Annotated in this window: 15 protein-coding genes; 8 read left to right on the plus strand and 7 right to left on the minus strand. The window is 73.3% G+C overall.

Features of this window, described 5'->3' with window-relative positions:
• The first annotated feature begins 13 nt into the window (after positions 1 to 13).
• A complete protein-coding gene (gene aqpZ, locus ABD784_RS13740) occupies positions 14 to 754 on the plus strand; it encodes an aquaporin Z (protein ID WP_344885882.1) in 741 nt (246 codons plus the stop codon).
• A gap of 166 nt (positions 755 to 920) precedes the next feature.
• Here the strand turns inward: aqpZ and aztD are convergent, their stop codons facing one another.
• From aztD to aztB, 4 genes are read right to left on the minus strand one after another with little or no spacing between them, the layout of a single operon-like run.
• Positions 921 to 2,123 (minus strand): zinc metallochaperone AztD, encoded by a 1,203-nt coding sequence (gene aztD, locus ABD784_RS13745; RefSeq protein WP_344885885.1) that lies wholly within the window; start codon positions 2,121 to 2,123, stop codon positions 921 to 923.
• A 26-nt stretch (positions 2,124 to 2,149) separates the two neighbouring features.
• On the minus strand, positions 2,150 to 3,076 hold the full coding sequence (gene aztC, locus ABD784_RS13750; RefSeq protein WP_344885888.1) for a zinc ABC transporter substrate-binding protein AztC: 927 nt from the start codon (positions 3,074 to 3,076) through the stop codon (positions 2,150 to 2,152).
• Entirely contained in the window at positions 3,073 to 4,458 is a 1,386-nt protein-coding gene (locus ABD784_RS13755; RefSeq protein WP_344885891.1) for an ABC transporter, read from the minus strand. Before ABD784_RS13755 ends, aztC begins: the two co-directional genes overlap by 4 nt.
• A gap of 44 nt (positions 4,459 to 4,502) precedes the next feature.
• Positions 4,503 to 5,534 (minus strand): zinc ABC transporter permease AztB, encoded by a 1,032-nt coding sequence (gene aztB, locus ABD784_RS13760; RefSeq protein ID WP_344885894.1) that lies wholly within the window; start codon positions 5,532 to 5,534, stop codon positions 4,503 to 4,505.
• 57 nt (positions 5,535 to 5,591) lie between these two features.
• Here aztB and aztA point away from each other — a divergent pair, with 57 nt between their 5' ends.
• The 3 genes from aztA (at position 5,592) to ABD784_RS13775 (ending at position 8,833) form a co-directional block, all read left to right on the plus strand.
• Positions 5,592 to 6,218, plus strand: coding sequence for a zinc ABC transporter ATP-binding protein AztA (gene aztA, locus ABD784_RS13765; RefSeq protein WP_344885897.1), 627 nt, complete (start codon positions 5,592 to 5,594; stop codon positions 6,216 to 6,218).
• A gap of 38 nt (positions 6,219 to 6,256) precedes the next feature.
• Positions 6,257 to 8,062, plus strand: coding sequence for an FAD-dependent oxidoreductase (locus tag ABD784_RS13770; protein ID WP_344885900.1), 1,806 nt, complete (start codon positions 6,257 to 6,259; stop codon positions 8,060 to 8,062).
• A gap of 117 nt (positions 8,063 to 8,179) precedes the next feature.
• Positions 8,180 to 8,833, plus strand: a complete 654-nt coding sequence (locus ABD784_RS13775; RefSeq protein ID WP_344885902.1) for a nucleoside/nucleotide kinase family protein — start codon at positions 8,180 to 8,182, stop codon at positions 8,831 to 8,833.
• A 107-nt stretch (positions 8,834 to 8,940) separates the two neighbouring features.
• Here the strand turns inward: ABD784_RS13775 and ABD784_RS13780 are convergent, their stop codons facing one another.
• Together ABD784_RS13780 and ABD784_RS13785 are read right to left on the minus strand one after the other, a co-directional pair.
• Entirely contained in the window at positions 8,941 to 10,224 is a 1,284-nt protein-coding gene (locus tag ABD784_RS13780; RefSeq protein ID WP_344885904.1) for a FecCD family ABC transporter permease, read from the minus strand.
• Positions 10,221 to 11,318 carry a FecCD family ABC transporter permease gene (locus ABD784_RS13785; RefSeq protein WP_344885907.1) on the minus strand — a complete coding sequence of 366 codons (1,098 nt, stop codon included), beginning with the start codon at positions 11,316 to 11,318 and terminating at the stop codon, positions 10,221 to 10,223. Before ABD784_RS13785 ends, ABD784_RS13780 begins: the two co-directional genes overlap by 4 nt.
• Before the next feature lie 198 nt (positions 11,319 to 11,516).
• Here ABD784_RS13785 and ABD784_RS13790 point away from each other — a divergent pair, with 198 nt between their 5' ends.
• On the plus strand, positions 11,517 to 12,530 hold the full coding sequence (locus ABD784_RS13790) for an iron-siderophore ABC transporter substrate-binding protein (protein ID WP_344885910.1): 1,014 nt from the start codon (positions 11,517 to 11,519) through the stop codon (positions 12,528 to 12,530).
• A gap of 3 nt (positions 12,531 to 12,533) precedes the next feature.
• On the opposite strand, the gene ABD784_RS13795 is transcribed toward ABD784_RS13790, so the two are convergent.
• The gene (locus ABD784_RS13795; RefSeq protein ID WP_344885913.1) at positions 12,534 to 13,592 is read right to left on the minus strand and encodes a GTP-binding protein; all 1,059 of its coding nucleotides are present in this window, start codon (positions 13,590 to 13,592) and stop codon (positions 12,534 to 12,536) included.
• A gap of 147 nt (positions 13,593 to 13,739) precedes the next feature.
• Here ABD784_RS13795 and ykgO point away from each other — a divergent pair, with 147 nt between their 5' ends.
• From ykgO to ABD784_RS13810, 3 genes are all read left to right on the plus strand, one after another.
• Positions 13,740 to 13,862, plus strand: coding sequence for a type B 50S ribosomal protein L36 (gene ykgO, locus ABD784_RS13800; protein ID WP_336716599.1), 123 nt, complete (start codon positions 13,740 to 13,742; stop codon positions 13,860 to 13,862).
• 138 nt (positions 13,863 to 14,000) lie between these two features.
• Positions 14,001 to 14,303, plus strand: coding sequence for a hypothetical protein (locus tag ABD784_RS13805; protein ID WP_344885916.1), 303 nt, complete (start codon positions 14,001 to 14,003; stop codon positions 14,301 to 14,303).
• Positions 14,300 to 16,468, plus strand: coding sequence for an alpha/beta hydrolase (locus tag ABD784_RS13810; protein WP_344885918.1), 2,169 nt, complete (start codon positions 14,300 to 14,302; stop codon positions 16,466 to 16,468). Before ABD784_RS13805 ends, ABD784_RS13810 begins: the two co-directional genes overlap by 4 nt.
• Positions 16,469 to 16,483 lie beyond the last annotated feature (15 nt).

Here is a 16,483-nt window from a genome sequence, read left to right on the forward strand (position 1 = left end):
AGAGAGAGACATCATGCATCAGTCATTCCCGGTCCGACTCGTCGCCGAGGCCCTCGGAACCTTCGTCCTCGTCTTCGGCGGCTGCGGCAGCGCGATCTTCGCGGCGTCGGTCATCGCCGACGGCCCCATCAACATGGGCATCGGCTTCACGGGCGTCGCGCTGGCCTTCGGCCTGACCGTCCTGACCATGGCCTACGCCGTCGGCCACATCTCCGGCGGACACTTCAACCCGGCCGTCACCCTCGGTGCCGCCCTCGCCGGCCGCGTCGAATGGAAGGCCGTGGGCCCCTACATGGTGACGCAGGTCGTCGCCGCCTCGATCGCCGGTCTGGCGCTCTTCGGCATCGCCTCGGGACGCGAGGGGTTCGATGCCGTCGAGTCCGGTTTCGCCTCCAACGGCTACGCCGACCGCTCGCCGGACGGCTACTCGCTGGTGGCGGCCCTGCTGGCCGAGATCATCCTGACCGCGATCTTCCTCTACATCATCCTCGGCAGCACGGACTCGCGCGCGCCGAAGGGCTTCGCCCCGCTGGCGATCGGCCTGGGCCTGACGCTCATCCACCTGGTCTCGATCCCGATCACCAACACCTCCGTCAACCCGGCCCGCTCGCTCGGCGTCGCGTGGTTCGCCGGCCCCGAGGCACTCGGCCAGGTGTGGCTCTTCATCGTCGCACCCCTCATCGGCGCCGCGATCGCGGGCCTCACCTACAAGATGCTCTTCCCAAACACCGAGGACGTCATCCTGGAGCGCTGACCCGCACCGTGCGGCACGGCAGCGGACGAGAGGAGCGGCCCGGGAGATTCCTCCCGGGCCGCTCCTCTGTCACGTTCTGCTGCCGACCCCGCCCAGCGGTGCGCTGGTCAGCCGTGGCTGATCGGCCTGGCACCGGTCAGCACGGCGTCGATCAGCAGGGCGCTGGTCAGCCGAGCGCCACCGCGATCTCGTTCGGCGCCGCGGACAGCTCCACCGAGGCGGTCTTCTCGCCCGTGGTCAGGTCCACTGCATGCACGGTGTTGGTGGCCGGCTCGGTCACATAGGCGGTGTCGCCGTTGACCTTGATGGTGGGGTGCGGGTCCTGCCACTCGGCGGGGCCCTCCCACGGCTCCACCACCGGGAACTCGTCCGTCAGCTCGCCGGTCTCCGGGTCCAGGACGTGGATGGAGCCGTCGGTGGAGAGGATGTAGGCCAGGTTCTCCGGCCCGCGCACCACGTCGCGGTATGTGTACTGGACGTTGTCCGGCAGGTCCACGACGTCGAACGTGTGCTCGGCCGTGTCGATGAGGGTGACCATGTTCAACAGGTAGCCCTCGGCGTCCGGGTCCGTCTTGTAGTCGCCGACCACCAGCGGGCTGGTCTCCGAGACGTAGGCGTTGCCCATGCGGCCGAACTCGTCCGGCGCCGTCAGCTTCTCGAACTCCCCGTGGTGGTAGAGCAGGGCGCCGTCCTCGCAGCCGAAGACCACGGCCTCGTCGGCCGCCGTTCCCTCTCCGTGGATGCCCGGGCAGTCCTCGCTGCGGGCGATCTCCTCCCCGTCGGCGTCCAGGGCGCGGGCGCCGGTGCGGGCGGTCTCGTCGCCGATGGTGGTCAGGAACGTGCCGTCCTCCAGCTCGATCGAGACGCCGTGGTGCGCGGCCTCCGCCGGGATGACCTCGCTCTCCGGCAGCCCCTCGGAGCCGATCAGGGCGTCGGTCTCGAAGACCGTGCTGTCGCCCGTGCCGTCGTCGTACAGGACCGTCTTGCCGCCGTGCGGCACCACGTGGCCCGGCGTGGTCGCGTCGAAGACGCGGTCCGTCAGGGCCGGCTCGGCGGTGTCCAGGACCTGGAAGCCCTTCGACATGGTGACCATGACGTTGCGCCCGTCGCCCACCGGGTTCAGGCGGGTGAACTCCTCCGACTCGAACTCGTCGACGATCTCCAGGGTGGTCCCGTCGAGGACGGCGATCCCGTTCTGGTAGGCGACGGCGACGCGCCCCTCGGCGGCCTCCCCGCCCGTCTCGCCGGAGTCGGCCGTGGAGGCCGAGCAGCCGGTGGCCACGAGGGCCAGGCCGGCGAGCGCGGCGACGCCCGCGAAGGTGCGGCCGCGCGTCCCCCGGGCCTCGGTGCTGGGTGATGGTGTGCTCATGTACTTCCCTTTCCAGTGCTCGGCTCTCATCGAGAGAGCCCTTCGGTCATCAATTCGGTGTTCGCCCGCATCATCGTCAGGTAGTCCTCGGCGCCCTCGCCCGGCTCGGTGAGGGATTCCGTGAAGAGCTCCACGACATCCACCTCGACGCCGGCCTCGGTGGCGAGGACCTGGGCCAGGCGGTCCGGCTGGGAGGACTCCGCGAAGACGGTCGGCACCCCCGCTTCCCGGATGGCCGACGCGAGGTCCTCGAGATCGGCGGCGCTCGGCGAGGCGAGCGTGCTCCCGCCGGGGATGATCGCGCCGATGACGCGGAAGTCGTAGCGCTCGGCCAGGTAGCCGAACACGTGGTGGTTGGTCACCAGGGCGCGGCGCTCCGCCGGCAGGGCGGCGAAGGCGGCCGTCATCTCCTCGTCGAGCGCGGTCAGCTCGGCGCGGTAGGCCTCGGCGGCGGAGTTCAGGGCCGCGGCGTCGAACCGCGGGTTCTGCCCCAGCCGCTCCTCGAGGGCATCCACCACCTCGACCATGCGCGCCGGGTCGGTCCAGAAGTGCGGATCCGCTGCCCCGCCGGCGTCCGCGCCGCTGTAGGCCAGCGGCTCGATCTCGTCGCCGGCGACGAAGTGCTCGGCGCCGGCCTGCTCGGCCCGGTCCAGGTGCTGCTGCAGCCCCTCCTCCAGCCCCAGCCCGTTGGAGACCACCAGGTCCGCCTCGCCCATCCGAGCGGCCTCCTGCGCGGAGACCTCGAAGGAGTGCGGGTCGGCGTTCGGCTTCATCAGGGTGAGGACGTCGGCCTGGTCCCCCACGACGTTCTCGACGACGTCGTCGAGGATGTTGGTGGTGACCACGATCTGCGGCTCCTCGTCATCCGCGGATGCGCCGCCGAGGGCGGAGCAGCCGGTCAGCGCGGCCACCAGTGCGAAACCGGCGAGGGCGGCGCCGCTCCGGGCGCTCATCGTCCGACCTCCGTGAAGAAATCGGCCCCGACGGGCGTCTCGAGGGTGCGGGCGAGGCGGGCCTCGCCGTTGTAGGCGATCTCGTGGACCACGCCGGAGGCGGGGTCGTTGACGTAGGCCCGCTGCTGGTCCACCACCAGGTCGAGGCCCGGCGTGTCAGCGGTGAGGGCGCCGCCGTCCGGGGCGGCCGCCAGCGCCTCGGTGGAACCGACCACGGCGGGCGCCTCCTCCCCCGGGCCCGCGGTCAGGACGTGCAGCCGGCCGGAGGCGCCGAGCGCCACCACGTGCGTGTCGGCGTCGTCCACGGCGGCCACCTTGACCAGCGGCTCGGGCGCGGGCAAGAGCTCCCAGACCCGCTCCCGGGTGTCCAGGAGCCAGACGCCGCGCTGGGCCTCGCCCTCGCCGGCGAGCGCGGCCACGGTGGGCCGGCCCTTGCGGTTCGCGAACGCGGTGGCCGGCGGCGCTTCGGTGCCTTCCGGGTAGGGGACGTGCTCCAGCGCCGGCTTGCCGTCCGCGTCGACGGTCGCGAGCACGGCGCCGTCCAAGCAGCCCACCACCACGCCCACGCGGGTGGTGATGGTGCCCTCCGCCGCGGGGCACGCGGCCGAGACGCCCTCGACGGGGCTCCCCTCGGCGTCGTAGTACTGCACCTCCGCCACGGTCCCGGAGGCGTCCGGGACCGTGACGAGCGCTCCGGCGCCGACGGGCGCCACGAGGCCCCGGTGCGCCGGGAGCCCGATCCGGAAGCGCTCCTCCGGCGCGCCCTCGGACAGCGCCTCGTTGTCCAGGAGCACGGCCTCGTGCGAGCCCTGGAAGAACACGCCGGTGCTGCCGGCGGTGGGCAGGCTGGAGGTGGAGACCGTGGACTCGCCCTCTCCGGCGACGGCGCCGACGGGCCGCGGGTCCGAGCGGTAGTAGTGGAAGTGGTCCACGTGGTCCCAGGTCCAGACGCCGCTGTCCACGACCTCCAGTCCCGCTTCCGTGGTGACGAACAGGTAGCGCCCGCCCGAGGCCAGGGCCTGCGGCTTGCCGACGGGATCGAGCTCGGTGGACTCGCCGGTCAGGAGGTCGTGCAGTCCCACCGCGCCCGCGGCGTCCACGGAGGCGATCTTGACCTGCGGCTCGCCGACCTGCTGCGCCCCCTCGACGGAGCCGTGGCCACCGGCCTCGGCGTCCGCGCCGGCCTCCTGGCCGGATTCGCTGCCGGTCTCGTTGCCGGTCTCGTTGCCGCCGGGGTCGGCGACGCCGGCGGAGCAGCCGGCCGTCGCGAGCACCGCGGCGGCCGCGAGCGCGAAGAGCGCGACCGGGCGCCTCGACGGCACGCGTCCGGTCGGCACGCGTCCTGACAGCGCCGGGGCTCCGGGCGGTGGCGTGGTCTCCACGGGTTCTGTTCCTGCGTCGATGGCCACGGGTGGTGCGAGGCGCGTCATGCGGTCCTTTCGGGGACGGGGGCGGATGCGGGCGGCGCCTCGGAAGGCGCGCCCGAGGAGTTCTGGATCGGGCTCGGGGTCACGGCCGAGACCGAGACGGGAATCGGAGTCGGGGTCTGGGTCTGGGCCTGGGCCTGGGCCTGGGTCGGGGTCGGGGTCGGCGCGTGCACCGGTTCCGGGACCGCGTCGGCGTGGGGCCGGTAGCGGTTGGCCACGGCGCCGACGGCCCGGCGGGCGGCGGCGGAGAGCCCGGCGAGGAGGATCGCGGCGCAGGCGATCGAGGCGCCGGCGGCGGTCCCGCCGTACCAGGACGTCGCGAGGCCGAGCACCACGGCGGCGACGCCGAACGCGCAGGCGGCGAGCATCGTCGTCGGAATCCTCCGGGTCCACTGGCCCGCCGCGACGGCCGGCGCCAGCAGGAGCCCCACCACCAGCAGCGAGCCGACGGCCCGGTAGGACGCGACGACGGCCAGGGTCACGAGGACCACCAGCATCACCTGGGCGAGCTGGGGCCGCAGACACAGGGTGGCGGCGACGCGGGCGTCGAACGCCGCGGCGACGAACCGCCGGTGGAACAGGACGGCGATCACCACGGTGGCCACCAGGGCGCCGGCGAGCACGGCGACGTCGACGGGCGCGATGGCCAGGACGTCGCCGAAGAGCATGACGGTGGCGTCGGTGGCGAAGCTGCGCGAGTGGGACACGATGATGATGCCGAGGGAGAGCATGCCGACGAAGAGCAGGCCGATGCTCGTGTCATAGGAGAGCCGACCGCGGCGCTGGAGCAGGCCGATGGCGGAGCTCATCGCGGCGGCGCTGACGGCGGCGCCCAGCAGGGCCGGAGCGCCGACGAGCGTGGCGATGGCGACGCCGGGCAGCATGCCGTGGCCGATCGCCTCGCCCAGGAACGCCATCCCGCGGACGACCACCCAGGTGCCGACGATCCCGCAGATCAGCGCGACGAGGGACCCGCCGAACAGGGCGCGGGCCATGAATTCCGTGGTGAAGGGGTCAGTGAGTGCGAACACAAGAAGCTAAGCTAGCATTAAAATGAGAATCATTCGCAACAGAACGGAGTGGTGACGATGGACCACGCCCCCGCCCTCTCGGCCCGCGGCCTGTGCTTCGCCTACGACGGCCGCGACGTCCTGCACGACGTCGGCGTCGACCTGCAGCGCGGACACGTCACGGCGATCGCCGGACCCAACGGATCAGGCAAGTCGACACTGGTGGAGCTGCTCGCCGGGGTCCGCCGGCCCCGTGCGGGCCGCGTCGACCGGAGCGCCCCGGTGGCGCTGGTGGTCCAGCGGCCCTCGGTCCCGGAGGGGCTCCCGGTGACGGTGCACGACGTCGTCGCGATGGGGACGTGGCGGACGGACCGGGCCCGCCGGCGCGGCGAGGCGAAGGAGGCGATCGCCGCCGCGATCGAGCGGGTGGGCCTGCAGGGCCTCGAGGGCCGCCAGCTCCGCGACCTCTCCGGCGGCCAGCGGCAGCGCGCCCTCCTGGCGCAGGGACTCGTGCAGGAGACGGACGTGCTCCTGCTGGACGAGCCGGCGGCCAACCTGGACGCCGCGAGCCGGGAGCGCACGCGCGCCCTCCTGGCCGCCGAGGCAGCCCGGGGCAGGGCGATCGCGTGCGTCAGCCACGACCAGGCCGCGATCGACGCCGCCGACTCGGTCATCCGCCTCGAGGCGGGCCGACGCGTGGGCTGACCGGACGCGCCTGACTGCGCTCCACGTAGCATGGCGCCATGACCAGTCGTGATGCGCAGGACCAGGGCCAGCCGCCCGCCGACAGCACCTCACAGGATGGCGGCGCCCCGGGCGACGGAGCCGGCCAGGACGGTCCGCCCCGGCGCATCGTGGTGGTCGGCGGCGTCGCCGGCGGCATGAGCTTCGCCGCCCGCGCCCGGCGCCTGGACCGGCACGTCCGCATCACGGTGCTGGACCGCGGCGAGTACGTCTCCTTCTCCAACTGCGGGCTTCCCTACTACGTCGACGGCGAGATCGAGGACTCCTACCACCTGGCCCCGCGGACGCCGGAGACGTTCGCGCAGCAGGACATCGACGTCCGCCTGAGGCACGACGTCGTCGCGCTCGATCCGGACGCCCGGACCGTCACCGCCCGGGGGACGTCCGAGTCCGGCACCACCCGCGAGGAGACCTTCGAGTACGACGACGTGGTCCTCTCCCCCGGCGGCAACGCGACCATCCCGCCCATCGACGGGCTCCAGGCCGGGTTCGACGCCGGCCGGGTCCACACCCTGCGCACCGTGGACGACTCACTGGACCTGCGCGGCCACGTCGACTCCGGAGCACGCACCGCCGTCGTCATCGGCGGCGGGTTCATCGGCGTCGAGGCCGCCGAGGTCCTCGCCCGCGCCGGGCTGGACGTGGCGCTGGTGCAGCGCTCCGAGCACGTCCTCCCGCCGCTCGAGCCGGAGACGGCGCACCCGGTGGGCGAGGAGCTGGAACGCCTCGGCATCGCCGTGCACACCGGGGCCGAGGCCACCGCGTACCGGCACAACGGCGACGCCCCGGTGATCGTGCTGGGAGGCGGCACCGGGCCGGACGGGCGCACCGAGCTGCCGGCCGACGTGGTGGTGGTCTCCGCCGGGATCGAGCCGGCGACGGGGCCCTTCGAGGCCGCCGGCATCGCGTGCCAGGACGGCGCGATCCTCGCCGACCCGCACGGCCGCACCAACGTGCCCGGAGTGTGGGCGGTCGGCGACGCCGTGGCGAGCGTGGACGCCGTCACCGGCGAGCGCCGCGTGGTGGCCCTCGCCGGTCCGGCGAACCGTGCCGGGCGGGCCGTCGCCGACGCGATGCTCGGCGTCGATGCGCGCCCCATCCCCGCCGCGCTCGGCACGGCGGTGGTCCGGGCGGGCGAGCTGACGGCGGCGATGACCGGTGCCAACCGGAAGGCGCTCTCGCGCGCCTCCATCCCCGCGCACACCGTCCACCTGCACCCGACGCCGCAGGCGGGCTACATCCCCGGCGTCGAGCCGCTCCACCTGGTGGTGCACTTCGGGCAGGACGGGCGCCTGCTCGGCGCGCAGGCCGTCGGCAGGCTCGGCGCGGACAAGCGGATCGACGTGCTGGCCACCGCACTGCGGGCCGGCCTCGGCGCGGACGACCTGGTGGACCTGGATCTGGCCTACGCCCCGCACTACGGCTCGGCGAAGGACCCGGTGAACCTCGCCGGGATGCTGGGCCAGGACGTCCTCGACGGCTCCCTGCGCCTCTGGTACGCCGAGGACGCCGAGTCGGTGCTCGCGGACAGCCTGGTGGTGGACGTGCGGGGCGAGGACGAGTTCGCCGAGGAGCGCCTGCGGGACTCGGTCAACATCCCGGTCGACGCGCTCCTCGAGCGCCTCGACGAGCTCCGGGACCGGGCCGACGGCGGGCCCGTCCGTCTGCTGTGCTCCACCGGCGTGAAGTCCGCCGCCGCGCACCGCATCCTCGCCGAGGCCGGATTCGACTCGGCGTCCCTCTCCGGCGGGCTCGTCACCCTCCGTGCGGCGCTCGGGCCGGGAGCGGACCGCCTGCTGGCCTGACGGCCATCATCAGCGAGCATCCAGCCACCCCTCAGGGCGGGCATGGTTGAGGCGTGGAGTATTGATCCCACCACGGACCGATCCAGCCGATCACGTCAGCCGACCGAAGGAGGCGCCATGCTGCTGCTCAGCCCCGCGACCCGCCTGTCCCCGCGCGTCGGACTCCCCACCGGCCGCAAGCTCACCGTCGCCGTCGTCGGAATCGACGGCGCCGGCAAGACCACCGCCGCCAGCCATCTCGCCGCCGACGCGGCCGACACCGGCTGGCCGGCCCAGTTCATCAAGAACCCCTCCGGCCGCCGCTGGTTCGCCCGCCTCGCCGAGCGGCACGGTCTGGCTCTGCCGACGCCCCTCCTCGACTGGGCCGAGACCGCCATCCGGATGTACCGGGTTCTGCGCTCCACCGCCACGGCGGACCGCTTCGACGGACTGACCGTGATGGACCGGCATCTGGCCTGCCAGACCGTGCTCCGCGAGGTCCGCGGCCTGCCGGCGGGCCGCCTGCTGCCCGCGCTCGAGCGGCTCCTCGCCCGGCGGGCGGGCGTCGGACGGCGGCTGGGCGGCCCCGACGTCGTCGTCCTCCTGGACGTGGACCCCGCCACCGCCCTGCAGCGGATCACCCTGCGCGGCGAGGACAGCGAGTCACTGGCGGACCTGCAGGCCGCCCGGGCGGCGTACCTGCACCGGGCCGGCGCCGAGGGCTGGACCGTGATCGACGCGAACCGCGAGGCCCCCGAGGTGCTGCGCGACCTGCGCCGCGCGATCCTCTAGCCCGGCGCACCACGACAGCGGCGCGTCGAGGAGTCGCTTCGGGGGACGCGCCTCACCGACCGTCCCCCGGAACGAGGGGTGGCGGACACCGCAGACCGCGCCAGCAGTCAGGTGGTGCGGCGCTGCTGCCGGACCACCAGGTAGATCAGATAGGGGGCGCCGACGACGGCGGTGGCCACGCCCGCGGGCAGCGCCACCGCGAACAGCCGGGCGGCCGCGAGATCGGCGAGCAGGATGAAGAGCGCGCCGACGAGGGCCGAGGAGATGATCGGCGGCAGCGTGGAGCGCGCCATGAGCTTGGCGATCTGCGGGCTGGCCAGCGCGACGAACGCCACCGGCCCGGCGAGCACCGTCGCGGCCACGGCCAGCAGGGTCGCGACGCCCAGCAGCCAGATGCGCGTCAGGTTGATGCGCAGGCCGAGCGCCACGGCCGTGTCCTGGTGGAGGGCGATCACGCGCAGGCTGCGCTGGGACACCAGCGCGGCGAGGAACCCGGCGGCGACCAGCGGGATGATGGGCAGGACCTGCGCCCAGTCGCGCCCGTTGATGGTCCCGGTCATCCAGGTCAGGGCCTGGGCGGCGTTGGTGACGTCGCCCAGCGTGAGCATCCAGGTGGTCATCGCCGCCGCGAGGCCCGAGAGCCCCAGCCCCACGATGATCAGCCGGTTGGACTCGAGCCCGGACTTCCAGGCGAGGACGAACACGGCGACGGCCGTCAGCGTGCCGGCCAGCGCGGCGCCGAGCGGCAGTCCGAGCGTCGCGGCCAGCCCGGAGACGCCGCCGGCCGAGCCCGCCAGCACCAGCACGGACACCGCCCCGAAGGACGCGCCCTGCGTGATGCCCAGGACGTCCGGGCTGGCCAGGGGGTTGCGGGCCACCGTCTGCGTCAGGGCGCCGGCGACGCCGAGGCCCACGCCCGCGACCACCGCGGCGAGCGTGCGCGGGGCGCGGAACTCGATCACGGCCAGCTCGGTCCGCCCGTCGGGCGGCTGCCCGGCCAGGGTGGCCAGCACGTCCCGGAGAGGGATCTCCGAGCCGCCCACCGCGATGTGCCACGCGGCGGCAAGCAGGCAGGCGACGCCCAGCAGCAGTGGGACGGCGAAGCGCCGCAGCGCGGCGGCGCCGGCCGGCCACCGGGTGACCACCGGCCGGCGTGCGACGGCGGGGCGCACCCCGCGCTGTTCCGGCGCCGCCGCCGTCGAGGCCGAGGTCGAGGTTGAGGCCGAGGTCGATTCGGGTCGGGGCGCGGCGTCCGGCGGGGCTACCGAGCCGGGGACCGGGACCGAGCCGGGCGCCGGGACCGAGCCCGGGGCCGACGCCGGGCCGGTCGCGGGGGGCGTGCCGACGACGGCGGGCGTGGTCCCGGTCGGGGTCGTCTCGAGGGAGGTCATACGGCCACCACCTTCCGGCGCCGGGCGATGTAGACGAAGACCGGCGCGCCGATCATCGCGACCACCACGCCGACCGGCAGCTCGCCCGGGCGGGCGATGACCCGCCCCACCACGTCGGCCAGGAGCAGGAGCGCCGCACCGGTCAGCGCCGCGGCGGGCAGCAGCCACCGGTAGTCGGCGCCGATCGCCCACCGGACGATGTGCGGGACCAGCAGCCCCAGGAACGCGATGGGCCCGGCCACGGTCACGGCGACGCCGGTGAGCAGGACCAGCGCGGCCAGTCCCACGCCGCGGGCGCGGGCGGTCGTGACGCCCAGCGACGTCGCGACGGACTCGCCGAGGGCGAGCGCGTTCAGCTGCGTCGCGTTGAGCCACGCGATGACCGCGCCGACGATCACGAGCGGCCAGAGGACCTCGAGCGCCCCCGAGCGGCCGGCCACCGAGCCGACCTGCCAGAACCGCAGTGTCTCCAGCGCCGCCTCGCTGAGCAGCACGATCCCGGAGACGATGCCCGTGCACAGGGCGGTGACGGCCGCGCCGACGAGCACCAGCGTGGTCGGCGAGCCGCCGCGCCGGCCCACGTGCCCGATCCCGAAGACGACGACGGCGGCGAGCAGCGCGCCCGCGAAGGCGAGGACCGCCTGGACGGCGTACGGCTGGGGGCCGAGCAGCGCCGTGGTACTGACGATCGCGAGCGCGGCGCCCTGGTTGATGCCCAGCAGGCCCGGCTCGGCGATCGGGTTGCGCGTGTGCCCCTGCACCAGGGTGCCGGCCATGCCCAGCGCGGCGCCGACGGCCAGGGCGGTCACGGTGCGCGGGAAGCGTAGCTCCCGGATGGTCATGTCCATGACGGTGCCGGTGGGCGAGAGGATCGCATGGAGCGCCTCGGCCACCGTGTTGGACGCGGAGCCGATGCAGAGGCTCAGGACGGAGACCACGACGACGGCGCAGGCCAGCCCGACGAGGACCAGGAGCGGGCGCCGCCGCGAGCCGGCGCCGGCCCCGGGGAGCGTTCCGAGCGCTCGGAGCGCGGCCGGGGCGGCGTCGGGGCCGGCGTCGGGCGGCGCGGTCTGGGACTGGGGGGTGGTGGTCACATGGATCCTGGCGGGTGGGCGACGGAGCGGGGCGGGGTGCGCGGCGGCGATGGCCGACGAAGTGTGACGTAGGCGGCGGAAATTAGCTTAGACCATGGTAGCGTTTTGGTCGCTCGGGCGGGTTAGGTGACCCTAAATCGGGCACTCTGTGTAACCCCACCGCCCGCACCACTCGATATCCCCCTGAGGAGAACCAGCATGAAGAAGACCCGTCTGGCCATCGCGGCCGTCGCCGCGGCCACGCTCCTGGGCCTGACGGCCTGCGGCGGCGGCTCCACCGCCGAGCAGGCCTCCGGCGCCCCGGCCTCCGCCTCCAGCGCCGAGGCGGCCGGGTTCCCCAAGACAGTGGAGCACTTCCGCGGCAGCACCGAGATCCCGGAGCAGCCGCTGCGCATCGCCGCCCTGGACCCCAGCTACGTGGACGCGACGCTCCTGCTCGGCGCCGAGCTGGTCGCCTACACGGAGTACCGACAGGGCAGCAATCCGTTTCCCGAGTACCTGGGCGACGTGAGCGAGCAGACCGACGAGGCCGTCAACGTGGGCACTATCGCCGAGCCGGACCTGGAGAAGATCCTGGAGGCCGAGCCGGACCTCATCATCACCGCCGACGTCCGCCAGGGCGCCATGTACGACCAGCTGAGCAAGATCGCCCCCACCGTCATGTCCGAGTCCACGGGCCCGACGTGGAAGGAGAACGTGGTGCTCCTGGGCGAGTCGATCGGCAAGAAGGCGGAGGCCGAGCAGGCCGTCGCCGACTACGAGGAGCGCGCGGCCGCCGTGGGCGCCGCCATCCTCGAGAAGGACCCGGAGACCACCTACTCCCTCCTCCGCTTCGTCGGCGAGGACACCGCCCGCCTCTACTCGTCCAACTCGTTCATCGGCGAGATCATGGCGGACATGGGCGTCCCGCGCCCGGAGGGCCAGCCGGACACCGAGGAGGAAATCATGGTGCCGCTGTCCACCGAGCAGCTCCTCGAGGCGGACGCGAGCCTGATCATGGAGGCCACCTGGAACCCGGGCGGCAGCGAGGGCGAGGCATCGGTGGCCCAGCGCGACCGCTTCCGCTCCAACCCGCTCTACTCGGAGCTGACCGGCGAGATCCTCGAGGTGGACGACAACGTCTTCCTCTCCTCCGTCAGCATCCAGGGCGCCAACGAGGCCGTGACCCAGCTCGCCGAGCACTTCGGCGTGGATCCGCTGCTGGAGAAGTAGCCGTCAGGCCCGGTCCCTCACGTGGATCCAGGCGGGGAACGGATCGTGGAAGCGGGCCCACTCGCGCGGCCCGGCCAGGAGCTCGGCGTCGGTCAGGACGGCGGCGTCGAGCAGCCGGCGCAGGCGATCCTCGTCCAGCCCGATGCCGGTGAGGATCAGGTCCTGCCCCACGCAGAGCGGCTCCTCGGCGGTCCCGTCCCCCTCGAGGGGGAGCAGGTCGAACATGCGGCCCACGTGCTCCCACTGCGCCGTGATCCCGGAGCGGGTCGCCAGCCGGGCGAAACCGGCCGAGCGGACCACGCGGCCCGCCCCGCGGCCCCGCCCATCCGACTCCCGTCCGCCCCGCTCCAGCTCCTCGAGCGCCGCCCGCAGGCGCCCGGGGTGGAAGGGGCGGACGGATTCGTAGCGCACGGTCGAGACCCGCTCGTCGCGGATGCGGGGCGAGAAGGAGCTCGGGTGGTCCGAGTTCAGGCGGCGGATCCACCCCGGACGCAGGCCCGTCGGCGTGTTGGGCGCACCGCGGCGGTCGTCGTCCAGCCACCGCTGGACGTCCAGTTCCAGATGCGCCGTGGGATTGAGGTGGCTGACGAGGCTGACGACGAGCGAGACGTCCGGTGCCGTCAATCCACTCCAGTTGGTGACCACCACAACGGTGGCGAACTCGATCTGCCGCACGGCCAGGAGGGCCCGGGCCACGAACTCCGGCAGGTAGTCGTCGTCGAACAGGTCCTCGAGGAGGTGGCCGGCGTCCACCACGCAGACCACGTCCGCGAGCGCGCCGGGTGTGCCGTCGCTGTCGAGGAGCCCGATGGCCTCGAGCACGGGCACCTCGGAGGCGACCTCGACCACCAGGTCCCGCGCGCCGTCGTGCGGACAGTCCTCCGGGGCGGCCACGTGCAGCGTGGCCGCCAAATCGTCGAGCCAGCGCCCGGGCCGGTCGGCGGCGCGGGGCCGCTCCGACCGGACGATCGCAGCGCCGCGAGCACCGGCGATCGCCTCGGCGTGCTCCCGGCGCTCCGGTCCGCACGCACCGACCACCAGCACCGACTTCACCTCGGTCATCGGTTCTCCTTCTCCTCGGGTTCACGCGCCCGCCGACGTCGCTCGACTCGGCTCGCCTCGCCGTCGCGCTGTTCGTCATGGCTTCGTCCGGCGTCGATCTCAGCATATAATGAGAATCATTCGCAACAACAACGGAGGAGAAGCACTGTGAAGGTCCGCAACTCGCTCAAGGCGCTCAAGCAGCAGCCCGGAGCCCAGATCGTCCGACGGCGCGGACGGGTGTTCGTCATCAACAAGAAGAACCCGCGGCTCAAGGCCCGCCAGGGCTAGCCCCTGGCCGCGGTGGAGTCCCGCTCCCCGGCGGAGGTGCCCGCGAGCCACCCCATGGGGAGCTCTGCCCATGGTCACCGGGGCGGACTGGGCCTACGGTGGTAGCACCCAGCCCGCCCTCGACCCCGCGGAGGCCCCATGCGCTACCGTCTCGACCAGCCCGAGTTCAACAACTCGCTGCGCTCGTGCGACGACGTGGTCCTGGACCTTCCGTCCCGGATCCTGGCCATCGAGGACGCCGTCGCCGACCTGAAGCTCGCCCTGGACGGGACGGACTGCGGCGGCCCCGTGGAGACGTGCGGCGCGGACGTGATCCTCCCGGACGCCCGTGCCACCGTGGTCCGCTGCGAGAACGCGGTGGGCGCCGGCTGGGGCGTGAGCGTCGCAATCTCCCAGGGGGACGAGGACATGGCCGACGAGGCGAGGCTGGACGCCCGATGAGCCTCTTCACCATCGACTATTCCGGGCTGGACACCCTGCCGGCCAGCGGCGAGGCCGTCCGGAGGGCCGCCCGCGCCCTGAAGACCTCCGGCGACGACTTCGACACCGACGTCACGACGGCCAGCACGCGCTGGGGGCGCGTCCAGAACCACTACGAGGGACCCGGCGCCGAGACGCTCGCGTCCGCGCTGAAGCCGGCCGTGACCGACGCCGGCCAGCTCGCCGACAACCTGAAATCGCTCAAGTCCGCCGCCGTGGCACTCGCCGACGAGATCGACGACCTGCGCCAGCGCGAGAGCACGTTCAAGAGCACCACCCAGCCCAATGCCGAGGCCGATTTCAAGCGGACGCACCCCGCCCAGGCAGCGCCGGGCTACGACATGCAGCACACGGTCGCCGAGAACAACCTGCAGGGCAAGTTCGACCTGATCACCGCCGATTGGACGGCGGCCCAGAGGACGTTCAACACCGCCGTCGAAGCCATCGACCGGGTCAGCGTCAACACCCCGGCGCATTTCGACTACGGCACCAACTCCACCCGCATCGCCGACGCCGCACGGCTGTACAGGCTGGCGACCGGCGACAACGCCACCCCGGACGACGTCGAGGCCTACTACGCCCACCTCGCCACGCTGAACGAGGACGAGATCGCCGCGTTCGGCGCCATGCACCCGGACGCGCGGGTGACCCCGCCGCCGCTGCCCACCGAGCCCGCAGTCGGCAACGGCTATCCGTCCGGGAAGCACGGCGCCGCGTGGTGGGACGGCCTCACACCCGCCCAGCAGGCGGCGCTCGGCCTGGCCCTGCCGGCCCTGGTGGGCAACACCAACGGCGTCCCCTACACGGACCGCTCGGCGGCCAACGTCCGCACGCTGAAGCTGGTCCGGGACGATCCCGCCTTCACCGAGGAGCAGCGGACGGCGTTCGATTCGATCGCCGATGCCTTGGTCCCCGGCGACACCACCGAGAACCCCGGCCAGCGATACCTGACGCACCTGATCCCGGACGACCCGGCGTCGGGCCGCGCGCTCGCCTCGGTGGCGATCGGCAATCTGGACACCGCCGACAACGTCACCGTCTCCGTGTCCGGGATGGGCAGCGGCACCCACAACATGGACGGCGAGGTGGACAACGCCCAGGGCCTCTACAACGGCATGAAGGGCGATCGCGCCGTCGTCACGTGGCTGGGGTACGACAGCCCGGACAAGCCTGCCTGGGACGGGAGCAACTTCAACGCGGGCGCGCCCGGCCCGAGCCTGGCCAGCGCGATCCTCGAGTCCGGCACGAGCTCCACCGAGGTCCTGCGCAACGACCACGCGAACACCGGCGGCATGCAGCTGGCCCATTTCCTGGACGGATTCCACGAGACGCGGGACCACCGCGGGGACGTCCCCACCACCAACGTGATCGCCCACTCCTACGGGACCACCACGGCTGCGGCCGGGCTGACGCAGACGGAGCACGCGGTGGACCGGTACGTGATGTACGGGTCGGCCGGCATCGACCCGAAGGTCGCGGACCACGCCAGCGACTTCAACGTCAAGCGCAACGACGAGGGCCGCCCGCAGGTGTACGCCACGATGGCCTACGACGACCCCTGGGCCGCGCCCGGACAGATCGCCTCGGAACGGCTCTCGCCGACCGCCGAGGAATTCGGCGCCTACACGTTCTCCTCCGACGGCGAGGGCAATGTCCCCGGCAAGGCGGGCACCGTGCACGATCAGACGACCTCCCCGGACGATGACGACTGGGGCTACCTGGAGGAGCGCGGCCAGGCCTACAACAGCATCACCCGCATCCTGGACGGGAAGGCGGAGAGCATCGAGTACATCGACGAGAGCCGCTACGACCGGGACCCGAAGGCGCACCTGGAGGCCCTGCAGGCCGGGATCGACGCCAAGAACGCCGTGGGGGACGGCATTGGCTGGCTCGGCGACCGCAAGGACGACGTCGTCGACGGGGTCGAGGCCACCGGCGAATGGCTCGGCGACCGCGGCGAAGACATCGTCGACGGAGCCGAAGCCACCGGCGAATGGCTCGGCGACCGCGGCGAGGACGTCGTGGACGGCGCGAGGGAGACCGGCAAGTGGGTCGGCGACCGCGGCGAGGAGGTCGCCGAAGGGGTCAGCGACGCGTGGGGCTGGGCGAAGGACAAGGTCACGTGAGGGACGGCGTTGTCC

The sequence above is a fragment of the Zhihengliuella alba genome (assembly GCF_039538765.1).
Lineage (GTDB): Bacteria > Actinomycetota > Actinomycetes > Actinomycetales > Micrococcaceae > Zhihengliuella > Zhihengliuella alba.

Excerpts from the sequence above, each read along its gene's own strand:
- aztD (WP_344885885.1), bottom strand. The coding sequence starts at position 2,123 with ATGAGCACACCATCACCCAGCACCGAGGCCCGGGGGACGCGCGGCCGC.
- ABD784_RS13780 (WP_344885904.1), bottom strand. The coding sequence starts at position 10,224 with ATGACCTCCCTCGAGACGACCCCGACCGGGACCACGCCCGCCGTCGTC.
- ABD784_RS13790 (WP_344885910.1), top strand. The coding sequence starts at position 11,517 with ATGAAGAAGACCCGTCTGGCCATCGCGGCCGTCGCCGCGGCCACGCTC.
- ABD784_RS13775 (WP_344885902.1), top strand. The coding sequence starts at position 8,180 with ATGCTGCTGCTCAGCCCCGCGACCCGCCTGTCCCCGCGCGTCGGACTC.
- aztC (WP_344885888.1), bottom strand. The coding sequence starts at position 3,076 with ATGAGCGCCCGGAGCGGCGCCGCCCTCGCCGGTTTCGCACTGGTGGCC.
- aqpZ (WP_344885882.1), top strand. The coding sequence starts at position 14 with ATGCATCAGTCATTCCCGGTCCGACTCGTCGCCGAGGCCCTCGGAACC.
- ABD784_RS13810 (WP_344885918.1), top strand. The coding sequence starts at position 14,300 with ATGAGCCTCTTCACCATCGACTATTCCGGGCTGGACACCCTGCCGGCC.
- ABD784_RS13795 (WP_344885913.1), bottom strand. The coding sequence starts at position 13,592 with ATGACCGAGGTGAAGTCGGTGCTGGTGGTCGGTGCGTGCGGACCGGAG.
- ABD784_RS13805 (WP_344885916.1), top strand. The coding sequence starts at position 14,001 with ATGCGCTACCGTCTCGACCAGCCCGAGTTCAACAACTCGCTGCGCTCG.
- aztA (WP_344885897.1), top strand. The coding sequence starts at position 5,592 with ATGGACCACGCCCCCGCCCTCTCGGCCCGCGGCCTGTGCTTCGCCTAC.
- ABD784_RS13770 (WP_344885900.1), top strand. The coding sequence starts at position 6,257 with ATGACCAGTCGTGATGCGCAGGACCAGGGCCAGCCGCCCGCCGACAGC.